The organism is Bilifractor sp. LCP19S3_H10 (assembly GCF_052119185.1).
In the GTDB taxonomy this organism is placed as follows: domain Bacteria; phylum Bacillota; class Clostridia; order Lachnospirales; family Lachnospiraceae; genus Bilifractor.
Window position 1 is genome coordinate 276,533 of record NZ_JBQKFT010000002.1, and the last position, 23,968, is coordinate 300,500.

A 23,968-nucleotide genomic window follows, 5' to 3' on the forward strand; every position below is an offset into this window, starting at 1 on the left:
CGGGTGGCATTTTCCATGAGCTACTCCTGCGGGATCTTCCCATTTTCCAGCGCTTCCTTAAGATTATCGGCTTGACGACGGCTTTATACAGTAAATCAGCTTCGCAGTGCCGTCACCGGATCACTTCTGGATGCCTTCCGGGACGGAATCAGACCGGCAAACATGGTCAGCGCCACACTGAGCGCGATCAGCATCAGCGCCGCTGCCGGCGGCAGTGCCGCATGTATCTCCTGACCGGTCACATGAACAATCAGTGCATTGATCGGGATCGTCAGCAGCAATGTGACGCCGACACCGATGCCCCCGGCCAGAATACCTGTGATGAAGGTTTCGGCATTGAACACCTGCGCCACGTTGTGACGCGATGCGCCCATCGCCCGCAGGATTCCGATCTCCTTCCTCCGCTCCAGCACACTGATATAGGTAATAACCCCAATCATAATCGAAGAAACAACCAGCGAGATCGCGACAAAAGCGATCAGGACATAGCTGATAGTGTCAATGATTTTTGTGACGGACGACATCATGGCAGTAACCATATCCGTGTAGGTGATCACCTTGCTGTCCTCGCCCTTCTTCTCCATCTGCTTATTGTAAGAGGTCAGGAGATTCACGACCTCATTTTTTGCCTTGAAATCCTTTGGATAAATATTGATTTCGGAGGGCTCGGCAGGATCGGCATAACCAAGAGAAGACAGATTGTTCTCCAGAGAGCTGCTGTTGCCCTGCATCATAGAACTCATCAGTTTCTGCAGCTGTCCGGCGTCCATGTTCGCCCGAAAGGCAGATGCCAGCTGGTCCGGATCGATCTGGAACATTTTCTCCATATTACCGGAGATCGCGCTGACGGTCTGACCAAGCGCCTGCGAGAGCGCCTGCTGAAGCTGTCCGGTCATTTGCGTCATCGCCGATGTGAGCGCGCCTTCGATCTGCGCGGTAACCGCCTGAATCAGCGCGCTGACCGTACTCTGAAGTGTATCCGAGAGGGCGCTCTGAAGCCCGCTTACATCAATCATCTGCCCCGCCGCATTCTGAAGAAGCTTCTGCGCATCCTCGGACTGCAGATAGGCAGCAAAAGAATCCGCTGCCTTAGACAGCTGCGGTGCGTCATGTTCACCCGCCCACTCGTCATAGCTCTTCGAAAGCGTCTCCGTCATGGAAGCTGCATCCCCGTCTGTCACCGTAAAGCGGCTGAGCTTGTCTGTGATAACGGAAAAGGCTTTTCCAACGGTTTCCTCCGCATCCGGAGAGGACAGCCAGCTTCGGAAACCGTCCGGACTCAGGGGATCATCGGGCAGATTCTTCTGTGCATATTCCGAATATCCTTCAAAAATCTCAGATGCCATCTGTACCACATCGTCCCGGGTAATGAGATTTTCCTTGTTGGCATCGAGAATCTTCTGCATTTCCGACTGAACCGCGGCCCTCCCCGTCTCCGACTGAAGATATTCCGCGAATGCGCTGCCAAGCTTCGTATAGTCGGTGGAAGGGTCCTTCGAGATGCTTTCCAGATATCCCTTCGTCGCCTCCTGAAAGAGACTCTGAAGCTGTTCCCCGGTCACATGCACCTGAACCCTGGAGAGAAGACCCGCAAGGTCCACACTGCCAAGATCCGGCATCGCGTTCTGCATTGCCGACGGGTCAAGGCTTTCCTCCAGATTCAGATTGCTGAAATCCAGATTCTGAAGATTCAGGTTCTGAAGAATTTTGTTCAGATCCAGACTGTCCGGTGAGATCGATTCTGCCTTCGAGGAAAATGCCTTCTGAAGCGCGTCGCCGTCGATGGAAAAAAGCTTGCTTAAATCCAGATCGGAAGAGGCGTTCTCCTCGGAGAACTTCTTGCCTGTCAGTACATTGACCTCCGGATTCTTCAGCTGATCCTTTACGACCTCACTTTGAGCGGCCGCCTTCATCAGTTCTTCCTCCAGCAGCGGCGAGTAAGCGATCCCAGTACTCAGAGCCTCTGACATTGTTTCCTTCTTCGGCTGTACGATTCCCGTGATCGTTAGTTTCTTCCCGTTCTCCGCAAGTTTTTTCACAAAATCCCTGTCGCCGCTCTGGTCGGTCCAGACATTGTATGTATCATCACGGGTATAATAGTCACAGGCATTCACCAGCCGAAAACTCTTACCGAGAAAATCATCATAGGCATAGACAGATTCCGCGCTTTCTGTGCTGCTGTCCTGTACGGCGCGATCCGAACCAGAGGAAACCACGGACCCGCTTACGTCTTCTGCCCCGCTGTCAGACGTTTCCCCTGCAACCACCTTCGTATCATCCTTCTTTCCGTCCGCAAAATTCTCAATTCGCTTCTCCAGCTCCTTCCGGTCCCGAAGCCCCAGGGCATAGAGGATCACATCGCTGACCTCACCGCTTGAATTCAGAACCAGAGTCAGATCAGTATCTTTTTCCGGCCAGTGTCCCGCCTTCAGATCATAGGATTCCTGATAAAGCTCTTTCGACGTCGGAAGCTTGCTGAAAAGGTTCACGCTAAGAGAACCGGTCATCATCCCGGCGATGTCCATATTTCCCATATTGTCAGAAGAAAGGGAATCGAACAGATGATTCGGATTCAGCTGTTCGGCTGTGCCATCCTCCAGAGTATAGATCTGCGGCGTGATTCCATAGTTGTACTCGATGGCATTCACATACTTCTGAATTCCACTTTCCCTGCTGTCCAGATAGCTTTTCAGAGCCCCCAGATCGTTTGTGCTTACATCCTTCAGCAGCCTTCCCGCCGTTTCATCCACACCGACCGCGTCGGTATAGGTCTTTGTGCCGTCTGATCCAAACATAGATCCCGGATCACCGCCCATGCTCTTCATCATGGAGGTCAGATCATATCCGGTCTTCTCAATCTGAAGCGGATACATCGCAAGCGTCTCTGCCTCCTGTGTCTGTATAAATCGGTTCGCGCCGCTCGACAGCGCAAGGATCAGCGCAATGCCGATGATTCCGATGGATCCCGCGAAGGAAACGAGCAATGTCCTCGCCTTCTTTGTCCGGAGATTGTTGCCGCTTAAGGTAAGCGCGGTCAGAAAAGACATGGCGGCTTTTCCCATGTTCCGGTGAACCGCCGGTTCCTCTTCTCTGCCAATATCCGGCGGATTGGTGTCGGACAAAATCCGCCCGTCCTTGATGGTTACAATCCGGGTGGCATACTTCTGCGCCAGATCCGGATTATGCGTCACCATAACAACGAGCCGGTCCCTTGCGACCTCCTTCAGAATATCCATCACCTGAACGCTCGTCTCCGTGTCAAGCGCGCCGGTGGGTTCATCCGCCAGCACAATGTCCGGATCGTTGACAAGCGCTCTTGCGATTGCCACCCGCTGCATCTGTCCTCCGGAAAGCTGTGACGGTTTCTTGTGCTCCTGCCCGGCAAGTCCGACCCGGCGGAGCGCCTCCATAGATCTCTCCCGCCTCTCATTTCCGGAGACGCCCGAAATGGACAGTGCCAGCTCTACGTTGGCAAGCACACTCTGGTGCATGATCAGGTTGTAGCTCTGGAAGACAAAACCGATCGTGTGATTCCGGTAGGAATCCCAGTCCCTGTCCCTGTATTTCTTCGTGGAAATTCCGTTGATCACCAGATCTCCGCTGTCATAGCGGTCCAGTCCTCCCACAATATTTAATAATGTTGTCTTTCCGGATCCACTCGGTCCGAGAACAGCCACAAACTCACTGTCCCGCAGATCCAGACTCACATGATCCAGCGCTTTCTGGACCAGATCGCCGGTCCGGTACTCCTTGCTGATATTTTTTATCTGAAGCATAAAATCAATTTCTCCCTTAATAAACGGCCCTGCTGCCAAGCCACAATTTACATAAACGGCAACGTCCGGCAAGCCCTCCCCTGGCAAACTCCCCCTGCTACAAAGCCGCAATTTACATAAACGGCAATATCCGGCAAGCGCAGCGGCAGGAATCCGCCGGGCTTCGGTGCCACCATTTGAATCGTGCCTGATACGGCAATACGGTCATTTTATGCAAAACCACTTCGAAACGCAATGATCTTGTGCAAAAAATCCAGACCTGATGTTATCCGGAAACAGAGCTGCGAATTCATTTCTATATTTTTTATTTGTCAAAATTCGATCACATATACAATTCTTATATGGTTATTCAAAAGATTTCGTATTTGTGTTTTCTATACTTCCGGCGTACACTTCTATACAGCATAAGTCCTGTCGCCTGTAAGGCGCAAAATCGTGCAGCGTCTGATAAATGGACTCAATCATTACAGCCGGGACAGATTGACTCATTTAATTGTTATTTCATTATTTATAGAAAGGACTCATTTCATGAAACGACTCTGGTCTTATCTGAAACGGCATCTGGCGGAGACCATCTGCGCCCCGCTTTTCAAGATGCTGGAAGCAACCTTTGAACTGATCGTTCCGCTGATCGTCGCAAGGATGATCGATGTCGGAATCGCCAACCGCGATGTCTCTTACATCATTCACAACGGAATCCTGCTGATCATACTCGGATTCATCGGCCTCGCATCCGCAATCACCGCGCAGTATTTTGCCGCAAAGGTCGCCACCAGCACCTCAACGATGATGCGCAATGACCTCTACGCACATATCCAGACACTTTCCTGGAAGCAAATTGACAGCATCGGGACCTCTACTCTGATCACACGGATGACGAGTGACATCAACACCGTTCAGAACGGCGTCAACATGTTCCTCCGTCTCTTTCTGCGTTCACCCTTCGTCGTTTTCGGCGCCATGATCCTTGCCTTTACCGTCGATGTCCCGACAGCCGTCAGCTTTGCCATCGTCATCCCGGTACTGCTCTTTATCATCTTGTCGATCATTCTCATCACGATGCCTCTGAACCGCAAGGTACAGGCGCAGCTCGACAGGATTCTCCGGAAGACCCGTGAGAATCTGCAGGGCGTCCGCGTCGTCCGCGCGTTCAACCAGCAGAAGCGGGAGACCTCCTCGTTCGACAGCGAAACCGAACGGCTTTATCAGAAACAGGTCCACGTTGGAAAAATATCCGCGCTTCTGAATCCCATGACCTATGTCGTCATCAACCTCGGCATCGTCGCTATTCTCTGGATCGGCGGCAAAAGAGTCAATACCGGCGCCCTGACACAGGGAAGCATCACCGCCCTGGTCAACTATATGACACAGATTCTCACCGAGCTGGTGAAGCTCGCCAATCTTATCATCCTGCTCTCCCGGGCAGCCGCATCCATGAACCGCGTGGACGATGTCTTCCGGATGCAGAATACACGGGCAGACGGCACGGTTGATTTCCCTGTCGGAGCAGACGGTGCCTCCATCGACTTCGATCACGTCACCTTTACCTATCAGGAAGGCTCCTCCCCCGCGCTCGATGACATCAGCTTTCACGCGGACGCAGGCTCCACCCTCGGCATCATCGGCGGAACCGGTGCCGGAAAGAGCACACTGATCAATCTTCTTCCGCGATTCTACGACACGGACTCCGGATCGGTGTTCCTGAACGGGAAGAACGTCCGCGACATCCGCGAAAAGGATCTCCGCTCCAGCATCGGCGTCGTTCCTCAGAAGGCTGTACTCTTTCAGGGAACCCTTCGCGACAATATGAAATGGGGAAATGACGACGCCACAGACGAACAGATCTACAAGGCGCTCGATATCGCCCAGGCCAGAGAATTTGTAGACAAGAAGGGAGAGGGCCTCGATCTTCCGATCGAACAGGAGGGGCGAAATCTCTCCGGCGGCCAGAAACAGCGCCTGACCATCGCCCGCGCCGTGGTGCGGGACCCGCAGATCCTGATCCTGGACGACAGCGCTTCTGCCCTCGACTTTGCCACCGACGCAAAGCTGCGGAAGGCCATCCACAACGACATCTCCAGACGGACCGTCATTCTCGTCTCTCAGCGTGTCAGCACCATCCGGAGCGCCGACCAGATTCTGGTTCTCGCTGACGGAAGGCTGGCCGGAAGCGGGAACCACTTTGAGCTTCTGAAAAACTGCAGCATATACCGGGACATCTGCCAGTCACAGATGACACCGGATGAAATTGAGCGAGATCTGAAGGGACCACTTGAGAACGAAGGCAGCCGGAAGAACACGGACGCGGCAGCAGCCAATCGAAAGGCGCCAGACACGACAGCTGGCAATCGAAAGACTGCGGACGCGACAGCAGCCAATCGAAAGGCGCCAGACGCGACAGCTGGCAATCGAAAAACTGCGGACGCGACAGCAGCCAATCAAAAGACACAGGATGAGAGCGACTCCACCCAGAAGGGATGTGAATAAAATGACAACAAGCACAAAAGATCCGAAAAACGCGAAAAAAGCGATGCGCAAGAACACTCTCCTGCGGATCATCAGCTACGTGAAACCCTACATGGGATTTGTGATCCTGTCCCTGGTCCTGGCCGTTCTGTCTGTCGCTCTGACCCTGCTGATCCCCATCTTCATCGGTAACGGTGTGGATCTGATCGTCTCAAAGGGACATGTCGATTTCGCGGGTCTGTTCCGCATCATCCGCAGAATCGTCATCTGCATCGCAGTGACAGCAGCTGCCCAGTGGACCATGAATCACATCAACAACAAAATCACGTACCTGATCGTTCGGGATCTGCGCAAGGAGGCCTTTCACAAGATTCACAGCCTGCCGCTCTCCTACATTGACGCGCATCCCACCGGCGATCTGATCAGCCGTGTCATCACAGATGTCGAGCAGCTCTCCGATGGAATTCTGCTCGGATTCACCAACCTGTTTACCGGTATCGTAACCATCGTGGGAACGATTATCTTCATGCTGACACTTCAGCCACTGATCACCCTCATCGTCGCCGTTCTGACGCCGCTGACATTTTTTGCCGCAAAATTCATCTCCGACCGTTCCTTCCGTTTCTTTAAAAAGCAATCGGAATCCAGAGGAAACCTGACGACGCTGACCAACGAGATGATCGGGAATCTGACCGTCGTCCAGACCTTCGGTCACGAGGCGGCCGCCCTGAAAGAATTCGAAAAGCGCAGCCGGGAACTCGGCGAGAACAGCATGAAAGCCACCTTCTACTCGTCCCTGACCAATCCGACGACAAGGTTTCTCAACACCCTGATCTACAACGGCGTGGTCATCGCCGGATGTCTGCTCTGCTTCCTGTCGCCCATCGGCTCCTCGCTGCTGACGATCGGAAAGCTGACCAGCTTCCTCGCCTATGTCAAGCAGTACAGCCAACCGTTCAACGATATCACGAACGTGATCACAGAATTCCAGAACTCCGTCGCATCCGCGGGCCGCGTGTTTGAGATGCTCGATGAGGAGCCGGAACCAGCGGACGATCCGGACGCCATTTCCATCGAACACGCAAAGGGCGCCGTTCAGATCAAAAATGTCGCCTTCTCCTATACGCCGGACCATCCGCTGATCGAAAATCTCAACGTAGATGTCGCGCCCGGCAGACGAATTGCCATCGTCGGCCCGACCGGCTGCGGCAAAACCACCATCATCAACCTGCTCATGCGTTTCTACGACGTAAACAGCGGTTCCATCTCCGTGGACGGAACCGATATCCGCAGGATCCGCCGACTGAGTCTCCGCGACAACTACGGAATGGTTCTCCAGGACACCTGGCTGAAGGCCGGAACAATCCGGGAGAACATCGCGTACGGTAAACCCGACGCCACCGATGAGGAAGTCGTCGCAGCGGCGAAAAAGGCCTACGCCCACAGCTTCATCCTCCGCATGCCCAACGGCTACGACACGGAAATCGAGGAAAACGGAGGAAACCTTTCCGCGGGACAGAAGCAGCTCCTCTGCATCGCCAGAGTCATGCTGAACCTCCCGCCGATCCTGATCCTTGACGAGGCGACCTCCTCCATCGATACGCTCACCGAGATCCGTATCCAGAAGGCCTTTGATGAAATGATGAAGGGACGGACCAGCTTCGTGGTCGCGCACCGTCTCTCCACCATCCGGGACGCCGATGAAATCCTCGTCATGCGTGACGGCCACATCATCGAGCAGGGCAATCACGAACAGCTGCTCGCAAAGAACGGCTTCTACAGCAGGCTCTACCACGCGCAGTTTGAGAGAAGCTGAATATTGTATCTGACCCCGTTGCGGCCGCATATGCTCCTGTGAACGTAAATAAAGAAGCTGGATGCGGCATCTGACTTTACTGTTGCCGGATACTCCCCTTTGTACACGTAAATTAACAAAGACCCCTGTACGAGATTTGATGTTCTCATCAGGGGTCTATTTACTATATTTTTCTACTAAATTTTTTCTGCTATATTTTTTTACTATATTTTTTTACTATATTCTTCTACTATCCGTTCTATATTTGATCAGCGTCATGGATCATGTACTCGTCTGACCCTGCCTGAACGCACAGTTATTCATCCGACACTGCTTGAACTCACAGTATTTCCCCCAGAAGTGTCGGTACTGTCATACACCGTATCTGTCTGATACGTGGACGCTATCTCCCGGCTTCGCTCGTCCAGCTTATCAATCACAGACTGCGCATCCGCCCCTGTCAGCGGCGTGGGAACATAATCGTTGTACTCCCAGGTCGTGGACTCCAGACAGGGAATGATATTGATTGCAGAACCTGTCATCCTTGCGTTTTCGTCCACCGAGATGGTCGTCTGGAAAATCATCGTATCGATTTCGGTCGGATGATAATTGCCTCCGAAGCAGAAATTTCCGAGGGAATAAGCGATGGTCTTTCCCTTATAGTACTCAATTCCCTGTATCACATGCGGATGATGGCCGACCACGAGATCCGCTCCCTCGTCGATCGCCTGATGCCCGAGCTTCACCTGATACTGATCCGGGCAGCTTTCCAGCTCATTGCCCCAGTGGAAGACGGCGATAATTACATCCGCACCTTCCTTTTTCAACTTGTTGATATCTGCGGTAACCTGAGGTGCCACGCCGTCATACTCGTCCAGCTCGTAGATTCCGAACAGACCGACCTTCACGCCCTTTACCTCAATCACGGCAGTATCGTCATAGCCAAAAGGCTCAATGTGATTTTCCTTCAGCGTGTTTACGGTATCCGTAAAGCTCTTCTCGCCGTAATCATGGCTATGATTATTGGCCACGTTTGCGGCCTCAATCGACTCCTTGTTGATGATGTTCACATATTCCGGCGGAGCCTTGAAGGCGAACTGATTAGCAACCCTGGCAGTCTCGTTGGTCAGCGTCCCCTCAAAATTGATAACGGTAAGATCATCCTTGCTGAAGATATCCTTTACATTCTTCAGGAAATAATCCGGGCCGTTCAGGTCGTAGTACGCATTCATGCTGGTACTGTAATCAAAATACTCATCTGTCCCGAGGATTACATCTCCGGTAAAAGTCATCTTCAGGTCTGTCGGCTTGATCTTCGCGGATGCTGCCTCCGCAGCTTCCGAACTGGAGGCGGTCACCGCTTCCAGCGTCTCACCGGATGCAGTCTTTCCTCCTCCATTCTTCGAGGGACCGCCTGCGTGAAACGCCGCAGCGATGATAACCACAAGCAGAACTCCTCCGCCCGCACAGCAGGCCAGTATCCGCTTCCTTCTCCGCACCTGTGCCTGCCGGCGCCGTCTCGCCGCCATCCGCCTCTTTCTCGCGCGAATCTCTTCCTCCGTCATGCCGGAAATGTCCCGCCGTGAATCCCGCCGCGCACCTGGCTTTGTGTCACGGTTCCTTCTCCCGTCATCCATAACCATAATCCCCCACATTTGAAAATAATATTCGCAGCTTCCGTGCCGCTAACAGGCGACCGTCGTTGTCGTCGCTAATGTTCTTGCCCGCTGGTGAACAAGCTCCCCGTGGGCCAGGAACATTGCGACTCGCTTTATACAAGTATATATGCAAATCATCGTGATGAAAAGCCTTTCATTTACTGTGATTCTTTCTTCTCCACTCTGGCTGTGATATAGTATTTAAAGAAATTTGCAAGTGAGGTCTCGGACATGGATCTGAAACAGATGGAATATTTTCAGGCGGTTGCAGACGCGGGCAGCATCAGTGAAGCGGCGAGGAGGCTTCATGTCGCACAGCCGCCGGTCAGCTATCAGATGAAGATGCTGGAAAACGAACTTGGCGTTCAGCTCTTTGAAAGAGGTGCCCGCCACATCCGGCTGACCAAGGCGGGCCATATTTTTTATACGCGGGTTACCCGCATCCTTGAAATGGCCGATAATGCGGCAAGGGACACGATCCGGGCCGGCAAGGGGCAGACGCTGTATCTTGGGATGACATCCACAACCGTCTCCATCATCCAGCCCGTACTGAAACGTTTTGCAACAGACCATCCAGATGTCCACTACCAGCTGTATGACGGCTCCACCTTCGAACTCCGCCACCTGCTTGACACGGGCGTGATTGAGGGTGCCGTTCTCCGGACTCCCTTTCCCGTGGAGGAGTTCAACTGCCGCCTGATTCGCACCGAACCGATGCTTGCAGGATTCCCTGCACAGTGGAGCCCGCGAAAAGCAAGAGATGCAGAATTCGCAGCCGCAGAATCCCCAACCGCTAAATCCCCGGAAGAATCCATTTCCGGAAATTCCGGAAAGATCTCTCTCTCAGAGCTCTCTCGCTATCCGCTCTCCGTTTACCGCAGGTACTATGATCTGATTCATGAACAATTCACCGCGCAGCATCTCACACCGGATTATTTCAGTATCTGTGACGACGCCAGAACATCATTGCTCTGGTGCAGCAGCGGGTGTGCCGTGTGCCTGTTCCCGGAATCACTCCGGCCCGCACTCCCCGACGGAATCCGGACAATGACCATCGACTCGGAAGAACTGCGGACCTCAATCCTGTTCGCTGCTCCAAAAGAGCGACAGCCCTCCGCACTGATCACCGACTTTACCGGCTATCTCATGTATGCAGCCGGATGAAATATCAACTGTAACGTACATGTATGCGGTCGAATGAAATATCAACTGTAACTTATTCAGTACGTCATGTATGCCTGCCGGATCCGGTTCTTTTCTCATCACACAAACGGCAGGTTATGCTCATCACACAAACCGGCGGGTTATCATCACACAAACCGGCAGGTTATCATTGATTTTACCCCCAGTCTGTACTAATATAATTCCATAGGCAAAGCAGGATTGAAATGCGTAGTGTTTCCACTGCACGGGAGATGAGTGGGAAACGAATTGCCGGCCTTAGACAGTATATGGCACTTGTAAAAGCATGACGTCTACTGGAAATGCATGGCTGCGATATTTCAGTCCATCCCGTTGCTGGACTTTATTACGGGACCTGTAACCTTGCGGTCCTGTTTTTTTTGCCTTTTTATCTCCTGCGCATGCGTCATGCCGGCTGCTACAGCGAGAAAACGCAGCCCGCGTTTCATTGAATTGGAGGTTTTATCTTATTATGATTGACAAGGTGAAGGTAGAACAGGCTGTGCGCCTGTTTCTTGAGGGAATTGGCGAGGATCCTGACAGAGAGGGCCTCAAGGGTACGCCCGACCGCATCGCGAGGATGTGCGAGGAGATTTTTTCGGGTACAGACGAGGCGGCAAAAAAAGCGCTCTCCGTCACATTCTCCAGTCCCGCCGACAACCTGGTTCTCGAGAAGGACATTCATTTCTACTCAGTCTGCGAGCATCATCTGCTCCCCTTCTTCGGTAACGTGCACATCGCTTATCTGCCGAACGGAAAGGTCGCAGGACTCAGCAAGCTTGCCCGTACCGTTGAGGCATATGCCCGCCGCGCCCAGATCCAGGAGAAACTGACGGATCAGATCGCGACCGCTGTGATGGAAAATCTGGACGCCCGTGGTGTCATGGTTGTCATCGAGGCAGAGCATCTGTGCATGTCCATGCGCGGGATCAAGAAACCCGGCACCCGGACCATGACCTATGTCTGCAAGGGAGCATTCGGGAAAGATCCAGCTCTTGTAGACCGCGTGCTCGCCATGATCCGCACCTGAGCAATCCGTCACTTGCTGCCTGTCAGGATGATGTCTGAAGTCTGCTGGCAGATAGCCTTACGATTTCATGGACAGAGCCTGAAGTCTGTTGCATATAGCTTTGAGGCTTCCGAAAAAAACCTGAGGCATGCAGCAGATCAGCCTCAGGTACCACACAGAATTATGGAGGCACTCATGTCCCCACATACCAGTGAGAACAGCCAGCATCCGGAACAGCCGGACCGTGTCCGCAGAATCATGGAGCACCCGGAGTTCCGCCTGGAACTGGAAAAAACACAGCACCTCGAGAAGGACCGCGTTTTCTGCCGTCACGACTGGCAGCACCTTCTCGATACCGCAAGAATCATGCAGATCCTCTGCCTCCGGGAGAATCTTCCGGTAAGAAATGATCTGATCTATGCGGCTGCTCTGCTCCATGACATCGGAAGAGCGCGCCAGTATGAGGATGGCACTCCTCATGATCTTGCCGGCTTACAGATCGCCGGCCCGATTCTTGCGGACTGCGGCTATACCGCAGCCGAAACCGGCCTGATCCTGTATGCCATCGGCAGTCACAGATTACACGCAGCCTTGACTGCCGGAAGCGATCCGGCCCTTGTTTCGGAAAAGGCAGAATATTCCGAAGCTATCCAAAACCGATTTGCACAGATTATGTACGCTGCAGATAAAAAATCCCGTCCGTGCTATATATGTAACGCCCGCAAGGAGTGCAACTGGCCGGAGGAACGCAAAAACCGGACACCGGAGATATGACGGTTCCAGCCGCCTGCTCCTCTGCCCGGTTTTGCCGGTCTCGCAGGCCTGAAAGATAACAGACATCCAAAAAGAAAGTAGAGGTACTTGATCATGAGCAAATCAGAAACACCACGTACAGAAGCCATCGAAGCCCCGGCAGCTTCCGCCGGCAAAGCAGTGCACACCATAAAAATCGGCACACGCACCTTTGAGCCGGACAAGCACTGCTATATCATGGGAATCCTGAATGTCACACCGGATTCCTTCTCCGACGGCGGAAAATGGAATCACCTGGACACGGCAATGAAACACACAGAACAGATGATCGCAGAGGGAGCTGACATCATCGATGTCGGCGGAGAATCCACCCGTCCCGGATACACAAAGCTTCCGGACCAGGAGGAGATTGACCGCGTTGCCCCCGTCATCGAGGCAATTCACAGCCGCTTCGATATCCCGATCTCCCTCGACACCTACAAGAGCGCCGTTGCAAAAGCAGGTCTTGCGGAGGGCGTCGATCTGATCAACGATATCTGGGGCTGCAAATATGACCCCGAAATGGCTTCCGTTATCGCCTCGTCCGGCGTCGCCTGCTGCCTGATGCACAACCGGGACAACACCGACTACACCGATTATCTGCAGAATGTTCTGGATGATCTCAGGGAATCCGTCGCAATCGCGAAAAGAGCCGGCGTGGCGGATGACCGGATCATTCTGGACCCCGGCATCGGCTTCGCCAAATCCTACGAGCAGAACCTGAAGCTGATGAACCATCTGGAGCTTCTGAAGGATCTCGGCTACCCGTATCTTCTCGGCACATCCCGGAAATCCATGATTGGTCTGACCCTGGATCTGCCCGCGTCCGAGCGTGTGGAGGGAACCATCGCCACAAGCGTCATCGGTGTCATGAAAGGCGCCGGCTTCGTCCGCGTCCATGATGTCAGGGAAAACGCCCGGGCCATCCGCATGACGGAAAAGATCCTGCAGACCCTCTAACTGTACCGCCTTGCGCCGCTGCCGCACACTCGTGACTTTTGTCGTGTGAGGCTTCACTCACAGATAAAAAGCCGAACATAAAAACAGAAGGAAAAGAAACGATGCATTTAACCAGCCATGACGAAATCCGAATCGACAATTTAACGGTATTCGCAAAGCACGGCGTCTACAAAGAGGAAGCTGTGCTCGGTCAGAAATTTACCGTATCCGCGGTGCTCTGCACCGATATCCGGAAGCCCGGCCTCACCGACAATCTCGAGAACACCATTAACTACGGAGAGGTCTGCCACGAGATCACGGTTTTTTTGACAGACCGCCGCTTCCAGCTGATCGAGGCCTGCGCCGAACAGCTTGCGGAACACCTTCTCGTAAAATACGAAGGTCTTCTCCGGGAAATCACCCTCGAGATCCATAAGCCCTGGGCACCCATCGGTCTTCCGCTCGACCAGGTCTCCGTCCGGATCCACCGCGGCTGGCACACCGCCTTCCTCGCGCTCGGCTCCAATATGGGTGACCGGAAGGCGATGCTCGATCTCGCCGTGAACGGTATAAAAAATGAAAAAAAGAACCGTCTCCTGAAGGTCTCCTCCTTCATAGAGACGGCTCCCTACGGCTACACCGACCAGGATCCCTTCCTCAACGGTGCCTGCATGATCCGCACTCTTCTCACACCGGAAGAGCTGCTCGATCTCTGCGCCTCCCTCGAACAGGAAGCACAGCGAGTCCGCAGGATCCACTGGGGTCCCCGCACCCTCGACGTGGATATCCTCTTCTACGATCAGGAAATCATCGGAACGGAACGTCTCAACATCCCGCACCCCGACATGGCAAACCGGGACTTTGTCCTTCGGCCCATGGCAGAAATCGCGCCGTGGTGGAGCCATCCGGTCACACACCTGACCATGGCGCAGATGCTCCGGAACCTGGAAAAACAGACACAAATATCGTGAGGAATTTGCTCCTTCGTAACGAAAAAAACAGATGCGCAATCATGCATCTCACTTTACAGAAATAGTGAATTCCGTCAGGCATTTTGAAGAAAAAGACCGGTTTCCGACAAGATCCCGATTAATAAATAGAGGAGACAAGATGAATTTCAGAGAATCTATGGAATATCTCGACAGCGTCCCGAAATTTTCACCGAAGGACGTGGTAAGCGGCACCGTCGCCTACGAACTCGGAGCAATGCGGACACTGATGGAATCACTGGGAAATCCGGAGAAACAGCTCCGCTTCGTTCACATCGCCGGAACAAACGGAAAAGGCTCCGCCTCCGCCTTTCTCTCGCAGATTCTCATCGAGAGCGGCCTTCGAACCGGAAGCTTTAACTCCCCCGCCATCGAGCATTTCACCGAACAGTTCCGCATCAACGGACACGACATCCCCGAGGAAGCCTTCGCAGCAATCCTGACCCGCGTCGCGTCACAGATTCAGCAGAACCTCAGAGACGGAAAACCGCAGCCCACTCAGTTCGAGATCCTGGTCGCAGTGATGTTCCTCTATTTTCACGAACAGAACTGCGATATCGTCGTCCTCGAGACCGGAATGGGCGGTCTCCTCGATGCCACAAATGTCATCCCCTCCCCGGAAGCCGCCGTCATCATGACCATCAGTATGGACCACACTGAAATTCTCGGCCGCACACTCCGCGAAATTGCCTTTCAGAAGGCCGGCATCATCAAGGAAGGCACCGACGTTCTCCTCTATCCCCAGAAGCCGGAGGCCGATCAGGTCTTCGAAGCCGTATGCAGAGAAAAAAAAGCCCGCCTTCACCGGGTAAACGTCTGCCGGGAAGCGCGGGAATATTCCCTGCAGGGACAGATCTTTGATCTAACGCTCGAAGCGGATCCGCAAACCTCCTTATCTGAAATGTCTCTTCCCGCATCTTCCGGATCTGAAACATCAGTACGCGAAACATCAGTACTCGGAACATCAGTATCCGAAATCTCTACAGATAACACCTCAGCATCAGGAACAACGATCCGGGATCTCTTCATCCCGCTCCTCGGCTCCTACCAGTGCGCAAACACCTCCATGGCCGTCGCCGCAGCCGAAATTCTCCGGCAAAAAGGCTATCCGATCACGGAAGACGCTGTCCGAAAGGGACTGAAGCACACCGTATGGCACGGAAGATTCGAGCTCATGCACAAAAATCCCGCCGTCATCGTAGACGGCGGGCATAATCCGGAAGGCGCCGCAATGCTCCGGGAAAGTCTCACCCGCTACTTCCCGGGTCAGAAAATCACCTTCCTCATGGGCATCCTCGCAGACAAAGACTACCACAGGGTCATCGATATCGTCGGTCCCCTTGCAAAACAATTCTACACCGTACCCGTGCCGAACCCCAGAGCCCTCGATCCCGAACAGCTCGCCCGTGAACTCCGGGAGGCCGGATACACAGCCGAAGCCTGCGGTTCCATCGAAGAAGCCACAGACAAAGCACTCAAAAATTGCAGGAAGGACGACGTCATCTGCTCCTTCGGATCCCTGTACTATGTGGGAAGAATACGGGAGCATCTGAAGACAGACTTTACAGCGACTAAATAAAATCTCTCTCTGTATTCTTACGCTCATGATGAACCATTACATTTATACTGTATAATTACATTCTTACTGTATTCTACCACTCATCATTTACAGCAATTCCTGAACCTGTACAGCCATTCCTGAACCTGATATCAGACAGAAGACCTGCCACATCTTGCCATGGTGTGACAGGCCTTCCTTTTTCTGCCTTATATAAGACGGTTATTTTTCAGGTTCCGCTAAGCGTAAAATTCTCGGCTGTTTTCGGCGTTCCCCACTCCGTATTCACAGTAGAATCCGCTTCGCTTTGAACTCTGAGCGTTCCAAATACTCTTTGGATATTGTAATTGCGCTCGTAGTAAGCCTGAGTCTTTGTATCAGTAGTAACGAATGTATACGTAAAATAATTATTCGGATCCAGAGCACTGGTACCTTTTGAAACGGAAGTCGGATTATGAATCTTAACACCATCTCCCTTAAGGAAACCATCGCCCCGTACTCTTACCGTTGTATTCCGGTAAGTGACTTGATTGTCCTGTTGTGCGAATACGTAGCTAGCAGATTCCAGAAATACGGAGCGCGGAATAATATTTACCTTTTGATCGGAGGAATCTGACGCATCGGTCCAGACCGTATACTCCTTTCCGTCTTTATCTTGGAAGATAACACTTGCCCGTACCAGATAGCTTCCGGCGTATACCGGCGCATCCGTTGTCCAGCTCTTACCATCCTCAGAATATTCGATGACCGTTTTCCTCGAAAGTCCGGCAAACATGCCGCTGCCTTCGCCGATATATGTAACCTTTGCCTCGCATGACTTTCCGTCATACAGCTTACTGCCTCCGGTCAGTCTGAACACCTCATCTTTCATAACCTCGTACACAAATGTCACCGTCGGCACAGAATCCTTCTGATCATCATCGCCTCCAACATTCCGGGAAAGGATCTTATAGGCGGAAGGATCTACAGTATTTTTTCCATCCTCACTCAGAATTCCTTTCAGGTAATATCCCTCGAGATTCAAATCTGCAGTCACCATCTCACTGGCGTTTTCCGAAGAATGTGTCTCCGATTTGATTGTCCATCTCATGTTGCTTCCAAAATCCGCAACATAATTTACCTTGTAGGTCCAGACATTCCCGCTACTGGTATACGTGAAGGTAATCGGATCGCTCACCGGAGTGATATCGTTTATTGTCTGTGAAGAGACGTAAGGCGTATACCCCTTGATCGCAGGTGCTTCGATTACTCCGGACGTGTGCATCGTTCCCTTCCAGTAAAGGATATTCTGATTTGTATCAAATTCCCAGTTATCCTTTTTCCAGGTATTGGTATTCTTATCTTCTGTCCAGCCATCCTTGTCCAGATCACTGAGCAGAGAACTTCCGTCAGCGCCGACCACGTTGATCTGAATTTTCGCTGTACCGGCCGTCTGCTTCCAATGCGGATACAGCACAAAGTCGTCAATGACAGCGGACGAAGCGATATATTCCTGCATGGAATCCTTCGCCGTCGACCACGCGCCAAACTCATAGGTATTCCCGTCAGCATCCGATGTGGTAAGATTTTTCGTCAATGACGCCATCGCCTTAACCGCAGTGTCAAGCGTCGCCGTATCCTGGGACATTTCCACATAGTACAGCTCATCCGTTACATGATAGACATTATAGAGACTCTTTTCACTGTCACTTGCAACAAGCGTAACGGAATTTCCCGCCTGTTTCACTGCGTTTTCGCATGCTTCCAGATCCTTCAACTCCTCGCTGCTGCCACTCAGATTGAAGAATACCTTCACCTTCGGAGCTTCCCAGTGGGCAAAGAGCTGCATATCATGCGCTTGTACAACATATCCGTCGTCTGAAGAATGTGCCTTTAGATAATCCGAATCAATATTACCATTTTCATCGAAGATCCTTGTAGCTGTTCCATCTGTTGCAGCCGAGTCATACAAACCAGTAAAGACATAATCACTGCCCACACTTGAAGGAGGATTGTTTTTGAATGACGAAACATCAATTTTCTGCACCGCCTGCTGGTACAGCTTCGGGAAATCCGGTCGCGAATTCAGGCCTGTGTTTTCCACATAAATATGATAGGTGTTGCGAACGTGATAGACATATAGATTACCATCATAATATCCAACACTCGCACTTGGGTCACTTTGTCCGGCAATCGTATTAATTGTCTTGCTTTCGAAATTGCGATTGTAACCATAAACAGAAAAACCAAGGAATTTATTTGTCAGATAGAAGGTACTGCTTCCCGTTTTTTGAGTATAGTCATTCGAAATTTCAAACTCTAAATTATTATTTTCATCGGAACTATCCGGCAGTTTTTGCAGGCAATGATAGATTTTATAATCTCCAGGTTTCTTTTCTTCATTTATAAAATAAACCGTATTATTAGAATCCATATAAGGATTGGAACCGTCATCATTGCTTGTTGAAAACTGCGTCAGGAAAGTAATACGCATTTTGTCACCGTTATTATAACGCCAGGAATAGTCCGAATCCCATCGATAAGAATAGTTATCTAATGGTTCCTCATAAAGACCGGTCCAAGATACAATATGCTTGTTTACTAACTTTCCGTTCTGATTCCAGTAACTACCATCTGGAACATCCTCAAAAATAAGATAATTTAGTTTATAATAATTCAACCATAATATTTTCTGTTGCTCAGGAACATTCTTGCTTAATATATTTTCTTTTAGCGTTTTGTAATTATCCTCAGTAAAATAATAATCATTATCTTCATTTGAAATACTGTGACCAAAAAATGATGACCACCCATCATTCATCCAGTTATCTACACCCGATTTAGGTGAAATTTCCATTTTCTCCCATTTATAATTTGCACTCGTTCTACTGATGGTACCGGTCATTACTGAATAAATACTATTATAAATATAGTAGTAATCATTCACAGTTGTTTCCGTGTTGTCATAATTTTTATAAGTATAAACGTCATCAGCAACGGTTAAATCCGGTGCAAAATAGAAATAACCATCATCCGGATCGGTATTCTGGTCCACCAGCACATATTGAAATGAGCCCTTCATCCGTCTATACTGCACGACATCAGCTGCATCAATCGGATAGTATGGATAATAGTGGTTTCCAGACATATAGTAATATTTTCCATCATCAGAGTTTAAATATACCCTATCCCCTGTTATATACTTTAACCGACTTCCACTACTGTCTTGTTCCAAATATTGGTAACTATAAGATTCAGTCTTTTCTGTTCTAGTCAACTTGTAAACGGTAACTGGCTTAACAGTTACTTCTGTTTCTTTAGCATCATCTGGCGCTTTATATTTCCCATAATCAAAGACAAAGTTGACCTTCTCTCGATTATAATAAAGCTGAATGACTGTTGAGCCGTCAGCATTGACTGTTTTTGTTTTCAATTCACTTTGAATTTTTTCCGTATTAAAATCGTAAAAATTGTATGACGGATATTTGTTCGTCCCATCAGAATTTTCATCTGAATCATTTGTCCGATACCGTGGAGAAGCAGAAGGCTTTTTATCATTTTCTGAAGAAGAACTCAATATAGATTTAAAGATATTGCTAAGATTCAGCACTTTGTTTGCATTTGTATTACCATTTGAAGACGTATAAAATGGCCCTACATTCTCAATCGTTGTATAGTAGTCATAATTCTCAGATTCATGATTTACATTCTGTCTGAAAATCTCAACGGTGACTGTTGCCTCCGGATTCTTTTTCCAGTTTGCCACCACATGAACATTCTCAGCGGGCATAGTAAAGCCTTTATAACTTTTGAGACTTCCCGAATCCAGATTTAACGGATAAGACGAATCTGCTGCAAGACTTGCGTAGCTATTTGCCGCATCCTCTGCCTTATCGGGGACCAGATACCACTCCTTATCTTTCGCAAGACTATATCCCGTCTTCTGCACACATTCATTCATATTTGCAGAATCATCCTTATTTGCTGAATCATCCAGAAGATCGAAGGTCTCTCCGTACATATGAAGCTCGGAGGCCTTCATGCCTGTCCTTTCCTCTGTTCCGTCTGAATCCGTGTATTGGTAGATTCCCGACTGGAAATCATAGGTCAGATAATAGCTCTTTCTGGTAAAATACACCTTTATCGTATAATCATTCTTGTCCCCATTCAAAACGACATTGTTGCCCTCGATTTTAGACTGGATAAATTTTCCCTGATCGCCGTCCATTAAATTCAGCGGCTTTGCGGTCGCCAGCATTCCCTTGACGGTAGATTCCGTTGTCTCAATGACAAACCTATCTTCCGCCTTTGAACTATACAGCAGCTTGTCCACGCTCTGCGTCATGCTGTAAGAAGCGCCGTCCTTGGAAGCAGTATAAAAAGCATTAGAATTTAACCCTTTACTCTCCGTATTCTGAAAGATATACTGCACCTTATATGAGACCATGTCTCCCCTATAGACGATTTTATACGCTGCATCTGTGCCGGCATCTGGATAACTCACTGCCGAACTCAGATCGTCGTTCAACGTCAGTGTTGCGGGATTGGTGTTGGAACTAAACCCTAGATTCTCAACCTTCACCCAGTCCTTTCCATTCCATCGATACAACTCATTCGGGGTAATATTCTTATAATTTCTTAATTGTATCTTTCCCAGTGTATTGGAGTCGGTATGCGCCAGCATGGTTCCCAGGCTGGTGTTCTCGGACCCGTTAACTCCCTGCACTTCCAGCACAAATGCAACGGTTTTCGTTGTACTGGGATTCTGCTCATATCGCGCGTAAATGGTCTGAGTATTATTGACCTGTATCTTCCCGAAGTTATCTTTATCAAGTTTATTATTCTCCGTGCAGTTTTCATCCGAATACCACCCCTTAAAGGTATATCCTGCATAAACCGGCTCTACTGGTGTAACCTTGCCGTCCACAACCTTCGGGTATGCAATGGACTGCACTCTCTCTTTTTCTACCTTATCATTCTTCGTATTAAAAAACGAAGCCTTCAGCTGCACACGTCCGGCGATTTTATCCGTTGCCTTCAGATTCACCACGGCGATAATATTTTTATTTACATTTGAGAAATCGGTTTTATCCGTTCCGTTATTGTCTTTTGCGTACGTATATTGATGTCCGGCCGGCTCATTCGGATCATAAGTGTTTCTCAAATTCTCACTGAGATTTTTCGTATCAGGATTATCCACGGCAGTGTCTGTCAGATAAAAATCGATGGACTCTATGAACTTTCCTTCCGGTGCTTCCTTCGGAACATATGCGGATCCGCCTTCCAAGACGCCCTGCCGGTTAATCCTTGTTTTCGGTTGTATGAAACGAACCATCGGATCATCTGTGTAGGGTACAAGCTTTCCTTCACTATCATAGGTATAGAAATCTACAAAATAGATCTTCTTCTCTTTCACCTGATCCAGAATCTTCCAGTCCCCGAAATGACTGCTGATAAAGAACGGAACCGCGTCTGCATCTGCGCTTGTCAGGCTGCTGTCCAGATCCGGGATGCCGGGAAGCGCAAAACCGATGATCGTGCTCTTTTCCCCATCTTTATTTTCAATCGCATCATACCGATAGCTGATTCGTTCTCCCTGTTTAAAGGAACGATAGTCACAGCCATTCAAGCCTGTATTGTTCCCAATTAAAGCAGTCACCTGCTGTTTATCGGTATCCATGACAAACCCGGAGCCGTAGACTGTCGTATTTTCAATCTTAGTAGCATTGTCACTGCTTCCGATCAGAGTGCCGGCCAGCTTACCATAGACAGACGCCGTCGAATAAGACGCGGAAACAGAGGACGAGCTCCCGGAAAAAGAGCCGACAAGTCCCCCTGCAATGCCATTTTTACCTGTCGCCTGTACATTCATGCGGACATCATTGCCGGTTGTTTCCTGTATATATTCGCCGTTCCTTGTATGTCCGGCTGTATAACAGTCTTTTATCTTTGTATTGGCTGCGGATCCGATCAGGCCGCCCGCATTCGTTCCGCCTTCCACATATACGGAAGCAGAAGACAGAGAGATCTCCGAACCGTTTGTATTTGCTGCATCTACACTCCCGACGATTCGGCCGATCAGGCCACCCGCATTCTCTGTTCCGTGAATACGCCTGCTGTTGTCATAGGCACGGGCAAGCACGCCGCGGACGGTCAGTTGTCCCGCCTCCGTCACTTCGCCGACAAGCGCTCCGGCATTGCTTCCATATACATCAAAGTCATCCAGAACCACATTCTGCACAGTCAGATGCTTACTGACCGATCCAAACAGACCGGCTGCCTGATCGCCATCTCCTCCATCGGACACGCTTGCTGCACTGCTGGGTACATCGTCACCGCTGACTTTACCGCTTCCGGTCCCCTTGCTTCCATCCACACTGCCTATCTTCAGATTCACAATGCGATAATACTGTCCGTCATAGGAAAAATCCTCATCCAGTGTCAGCGGGACATAGGAATAATCCGGATTGCTGACGTTCCCATCTTTCACAAAAGAAGCCCAGTCCATATCTGACATCTGCTTCGCAGAGGAAATGGACAGCTTTTTGCTCTGACTTCCCGTTCTCACTTTATTATAATCATTGAACGTCTGCAGATTGATCAGATGGCGGAAGCTGGAAATGACAGCAATTTTTTCTCCTTTGGCAGTCTGGTCTTCTGCAGAAGTACCATCTTCTGAAGAATCTTTACCGCCCGTGGATGCCTTATCGCCCGTGACCGCTTTGTCTTCGACGCCGGCAAAAAGCGGATTTACCGTCTTCTTCTCGGACCATCCCGAGGAAATAATCTTTGTACCGGTCTCGTCCACCGCCGCATTTTCAGGAAGAACCACTGCCTGAACGGAGATATCTTCACCCAGCTTGTATGTGGAATCCTTCGCTTTGAGCTCTTCTTTGAAAAGATCCACAAATTCCTTTGATGTTGACTGATCCGAACCGGAGGCAGTCACATCGTCCAAAAGGAACGTACAGGTTCGCGCGTTCTTCCTGCCAGACGTACCCAAAGACGCAGTTGCTGCAATTTTCCCCGCAAGTACCTTCTTCTTGTTTCCGATGGTAACAATCAGCTGTACGGATCCGATATCCTTTCGATTTTCATCAGCCTCATTCAGCGCCACCTCCACCTTCAGCTGATCCCCGTTGCGTACAGAAACCACAGGCTCATGAAGCGATTCTACCGGTACAGAATCCGCTTTTGCTCCACCGTAATATCCGATGACGTCATTGGTATTATTGAAACGCTTCCTGACGTCCTTATCTGTCTCCGCCTTTGTCAATTCCTCAGAATAAGTGACTTTTCCATTATTTTTAATAAAATCAGTGCTGCTGAACTGGTATTTATCTGAATAAAACACATCCTTGATCACCGCATTTGCCGGATCATAGCTGATGATATAGCTTCCGTTCACACGAATAGTCTCATCAATCGCGCCCTGCGGCAGCATCTCTTCCCATTCCTCCGCAGCCAGATTTTCGGCATCTGTCATTTCTCCGGTTCCACTGATATCAGACAGATCTTTTTCACTGTTGCTGCTGATGACAGACGCACTTTTCCCGTTGTAGACCAGATGGCAGACCTTTGCCTCTTCCTGTCCGGACTCCGGAAGCAGCCCTTCTACCTTCATTACGCTCAGATGATTCTGTGCTGCGACAAAAATCTCTTTGGCCGTGTTGTCCATCTCATATAGCTTCAGGTTTCTCCTGTGCCTCACAACGGCCACTGTCGTCAGTGCTCCGAGGATTGCCAGAATCAGGATCACCGTCAGCAGTTCAATCAGTGTCATTCCCTTTCTGTTGTTTTTTCTTTTTCTCTTTTTATTCATTAA

11 protein-coding genes are annotated in these 23,968 nt (G+C 50.3%); 8 read left to right on the forward strand and 3 right to left on the reverse strand.

Annotated elements, in window-relative coordinates; translation table 11 throughout:
- Nucleotides 1–95: 95 nt before the first annotated feature.
- Complete coding sequence (locus ACTQZS_RS02955) at nucleotides 96–3,776, reverse strand: ABC transporter ATP-binding protein/permease (RefSeq protein ID WP_441474513.1); 3,681 nt, start codon at nucleotides 3,774–3,776, stop codon at nucleotides 96–98.
- 528 nt (nucleotides 3,777–4,304) lie between these two features.
- Between ACTQZS_RS02955 and ACTQZS_RS02960 the strand changes: the two genes are divergently transcribed.
- Nucleotides 4,305–6,263 (forward strand): ABC transporter ATP-binding protein, encoded by a 1,959-nt coding sequence (locus ACTQZS_RS02960; RefSeq protein ID WP_441474514.1) that lies wholly within the window; start codon nucleotides 4,305–4,307, stop codon nucleotides 6,261–6,263.
- 1 nt (nucleotide 6,264) lies between these two features.
- Nucleotides 6,265–8,058: an ABC transporter ATP-binding protein gene (locus tag ACTQZS_RS02965; RefSeq protein WP_441474515.1), complete on the forward strand. Its 1,794-nt coding sequence runs from the start codon at nucleotides 6,265–6,267 to the stop codon at nucleotides 8,056–8,058.
- Nucleotides 8,059–8,357: 299 nt separating this feature from the next.
- Here the strand turns inward: ACTQZS_RS02965 and ACTQZS_RS02970 are convergent, their stop codons facing one another.
- Nucleotides 8,358–9,674, reverse strand: a complete 1,317-nt coding sequence (locus ACTQZS_RS02970) for a CapA family protein (RefSeq protein ID WP_441474516.1) — start codon at nucleotides 9,672–9,674, stop codon at nucleotides 8,358–8,360.
- 252 nt (nucleotides 9,675–9,926) lie between these two features.
- Between ACTQZS_RS02970 and ACTQZS_RS02975 the strand changes: the two genes are divergently transcribed.
- From ACTQZS_RS02975 to ACTQZS_RS03000, 6 genes are all read left to right on the forward strand, one after another.
- Entirely contained in the window at nucleotides 9,927–10,859 is a 933-nt protein-coding gene (locus ACTQZS_RS02975) for a LysR family transcriptional regulator (RefSeq protein ID WP_441474517.1), read from the forward strand.
- 490 nt (nucleotides 10,860–11,349) lie between these two features.
- Complete coding sequence (folE, locus tag ACTQZS_RS02980) at nucleotides 11,350–11,907, forward strand: GTP cyclohydrolase I FolE (RefSeq protein WP_441474518.1); 558 nt, start codon at nucleotides 11,350–11,352, stop codon at nucleotides 11,905–11,907.
- 174 nt (nucleotides 11,908–12,081) lie between these two features.
- Nucleotides 12,082–12,660 carry an HD domain-containing protein gene (locus ACTQZS_RS02985; RefSeq protein WP_441474519.1) on the forward strand — a complete coding sequence of 193 codons (579 nt, stop codon included), beginning with the start codon at nucleotides 12,082–12,084 and terminating at the stop codon, nucleotides 12,658–12,660.
- Between the two features lie 168 nt (nucleotides 12,661–12,828).
- The gene (gene folP / locus ACTQZS_RS02990) at nucleotides 12,829–13,638 is read left to right on the forward strand and encodes a dihydropteroate synthase (protein WP_441474559.1); all 810 of its coding nucleotides are present in this window, start codon (nucleotides 12,829–12,831) and stop codon (nucleotides 13,636–13,638) included.
- 101 nt (nucleotides 13,639–13,739) lie between these two features.
- The gene (gene folK / locus ACTQZS_RS02995; RefSeq protein ID WP_441474520.1) at nucleotides 13,740–14,588 is read left to right on the forward strand and encodes a 2-amino-4-hydroxy-6-hydroxymethyldihydropteridine diphosphokinase; all 849 of its coding nucleotides are present in this window, start codon (nucleotides 13,740–13,742) and stop codon (nucleotides 14,586–14,588) included.
- Between the two features lie 139 nt (nucleotides 14,589–14,727).
- Entirely contained in the window at nucleotides 14,728–16,185 is a 1,458-nt protein-coding gene (locus ACTQZS_RS03000) for a bifunctional folylpolyglutamate synthase/dihydrofolate synthase (protein ID WP_441474521.1), read from the forward strand.
- A gap of 208 nt (nucleotides 16,186–16,393) precedes the next feature.
- Here the strand turns inward: ACTQZS_RS03000 and ACTQZS_RS03005 are convergent, their stop codons facing one another.
- The gene (locus ACTQZS_RS03005; RefSeq protein ID WP_441474522.1) at nucleotides 16,394–23,965 is read right to left on the reverse strand and encodes a type II secretion system protein; all 7,572 of its coding nucleotides are present in this window, start codon (nucleotides 23,963–23,965) and stop codon (nucleotides 16,394–16,396) included.
- Nucleotides 23,966–23,968 lie beyond the last annotated feature (3 nt).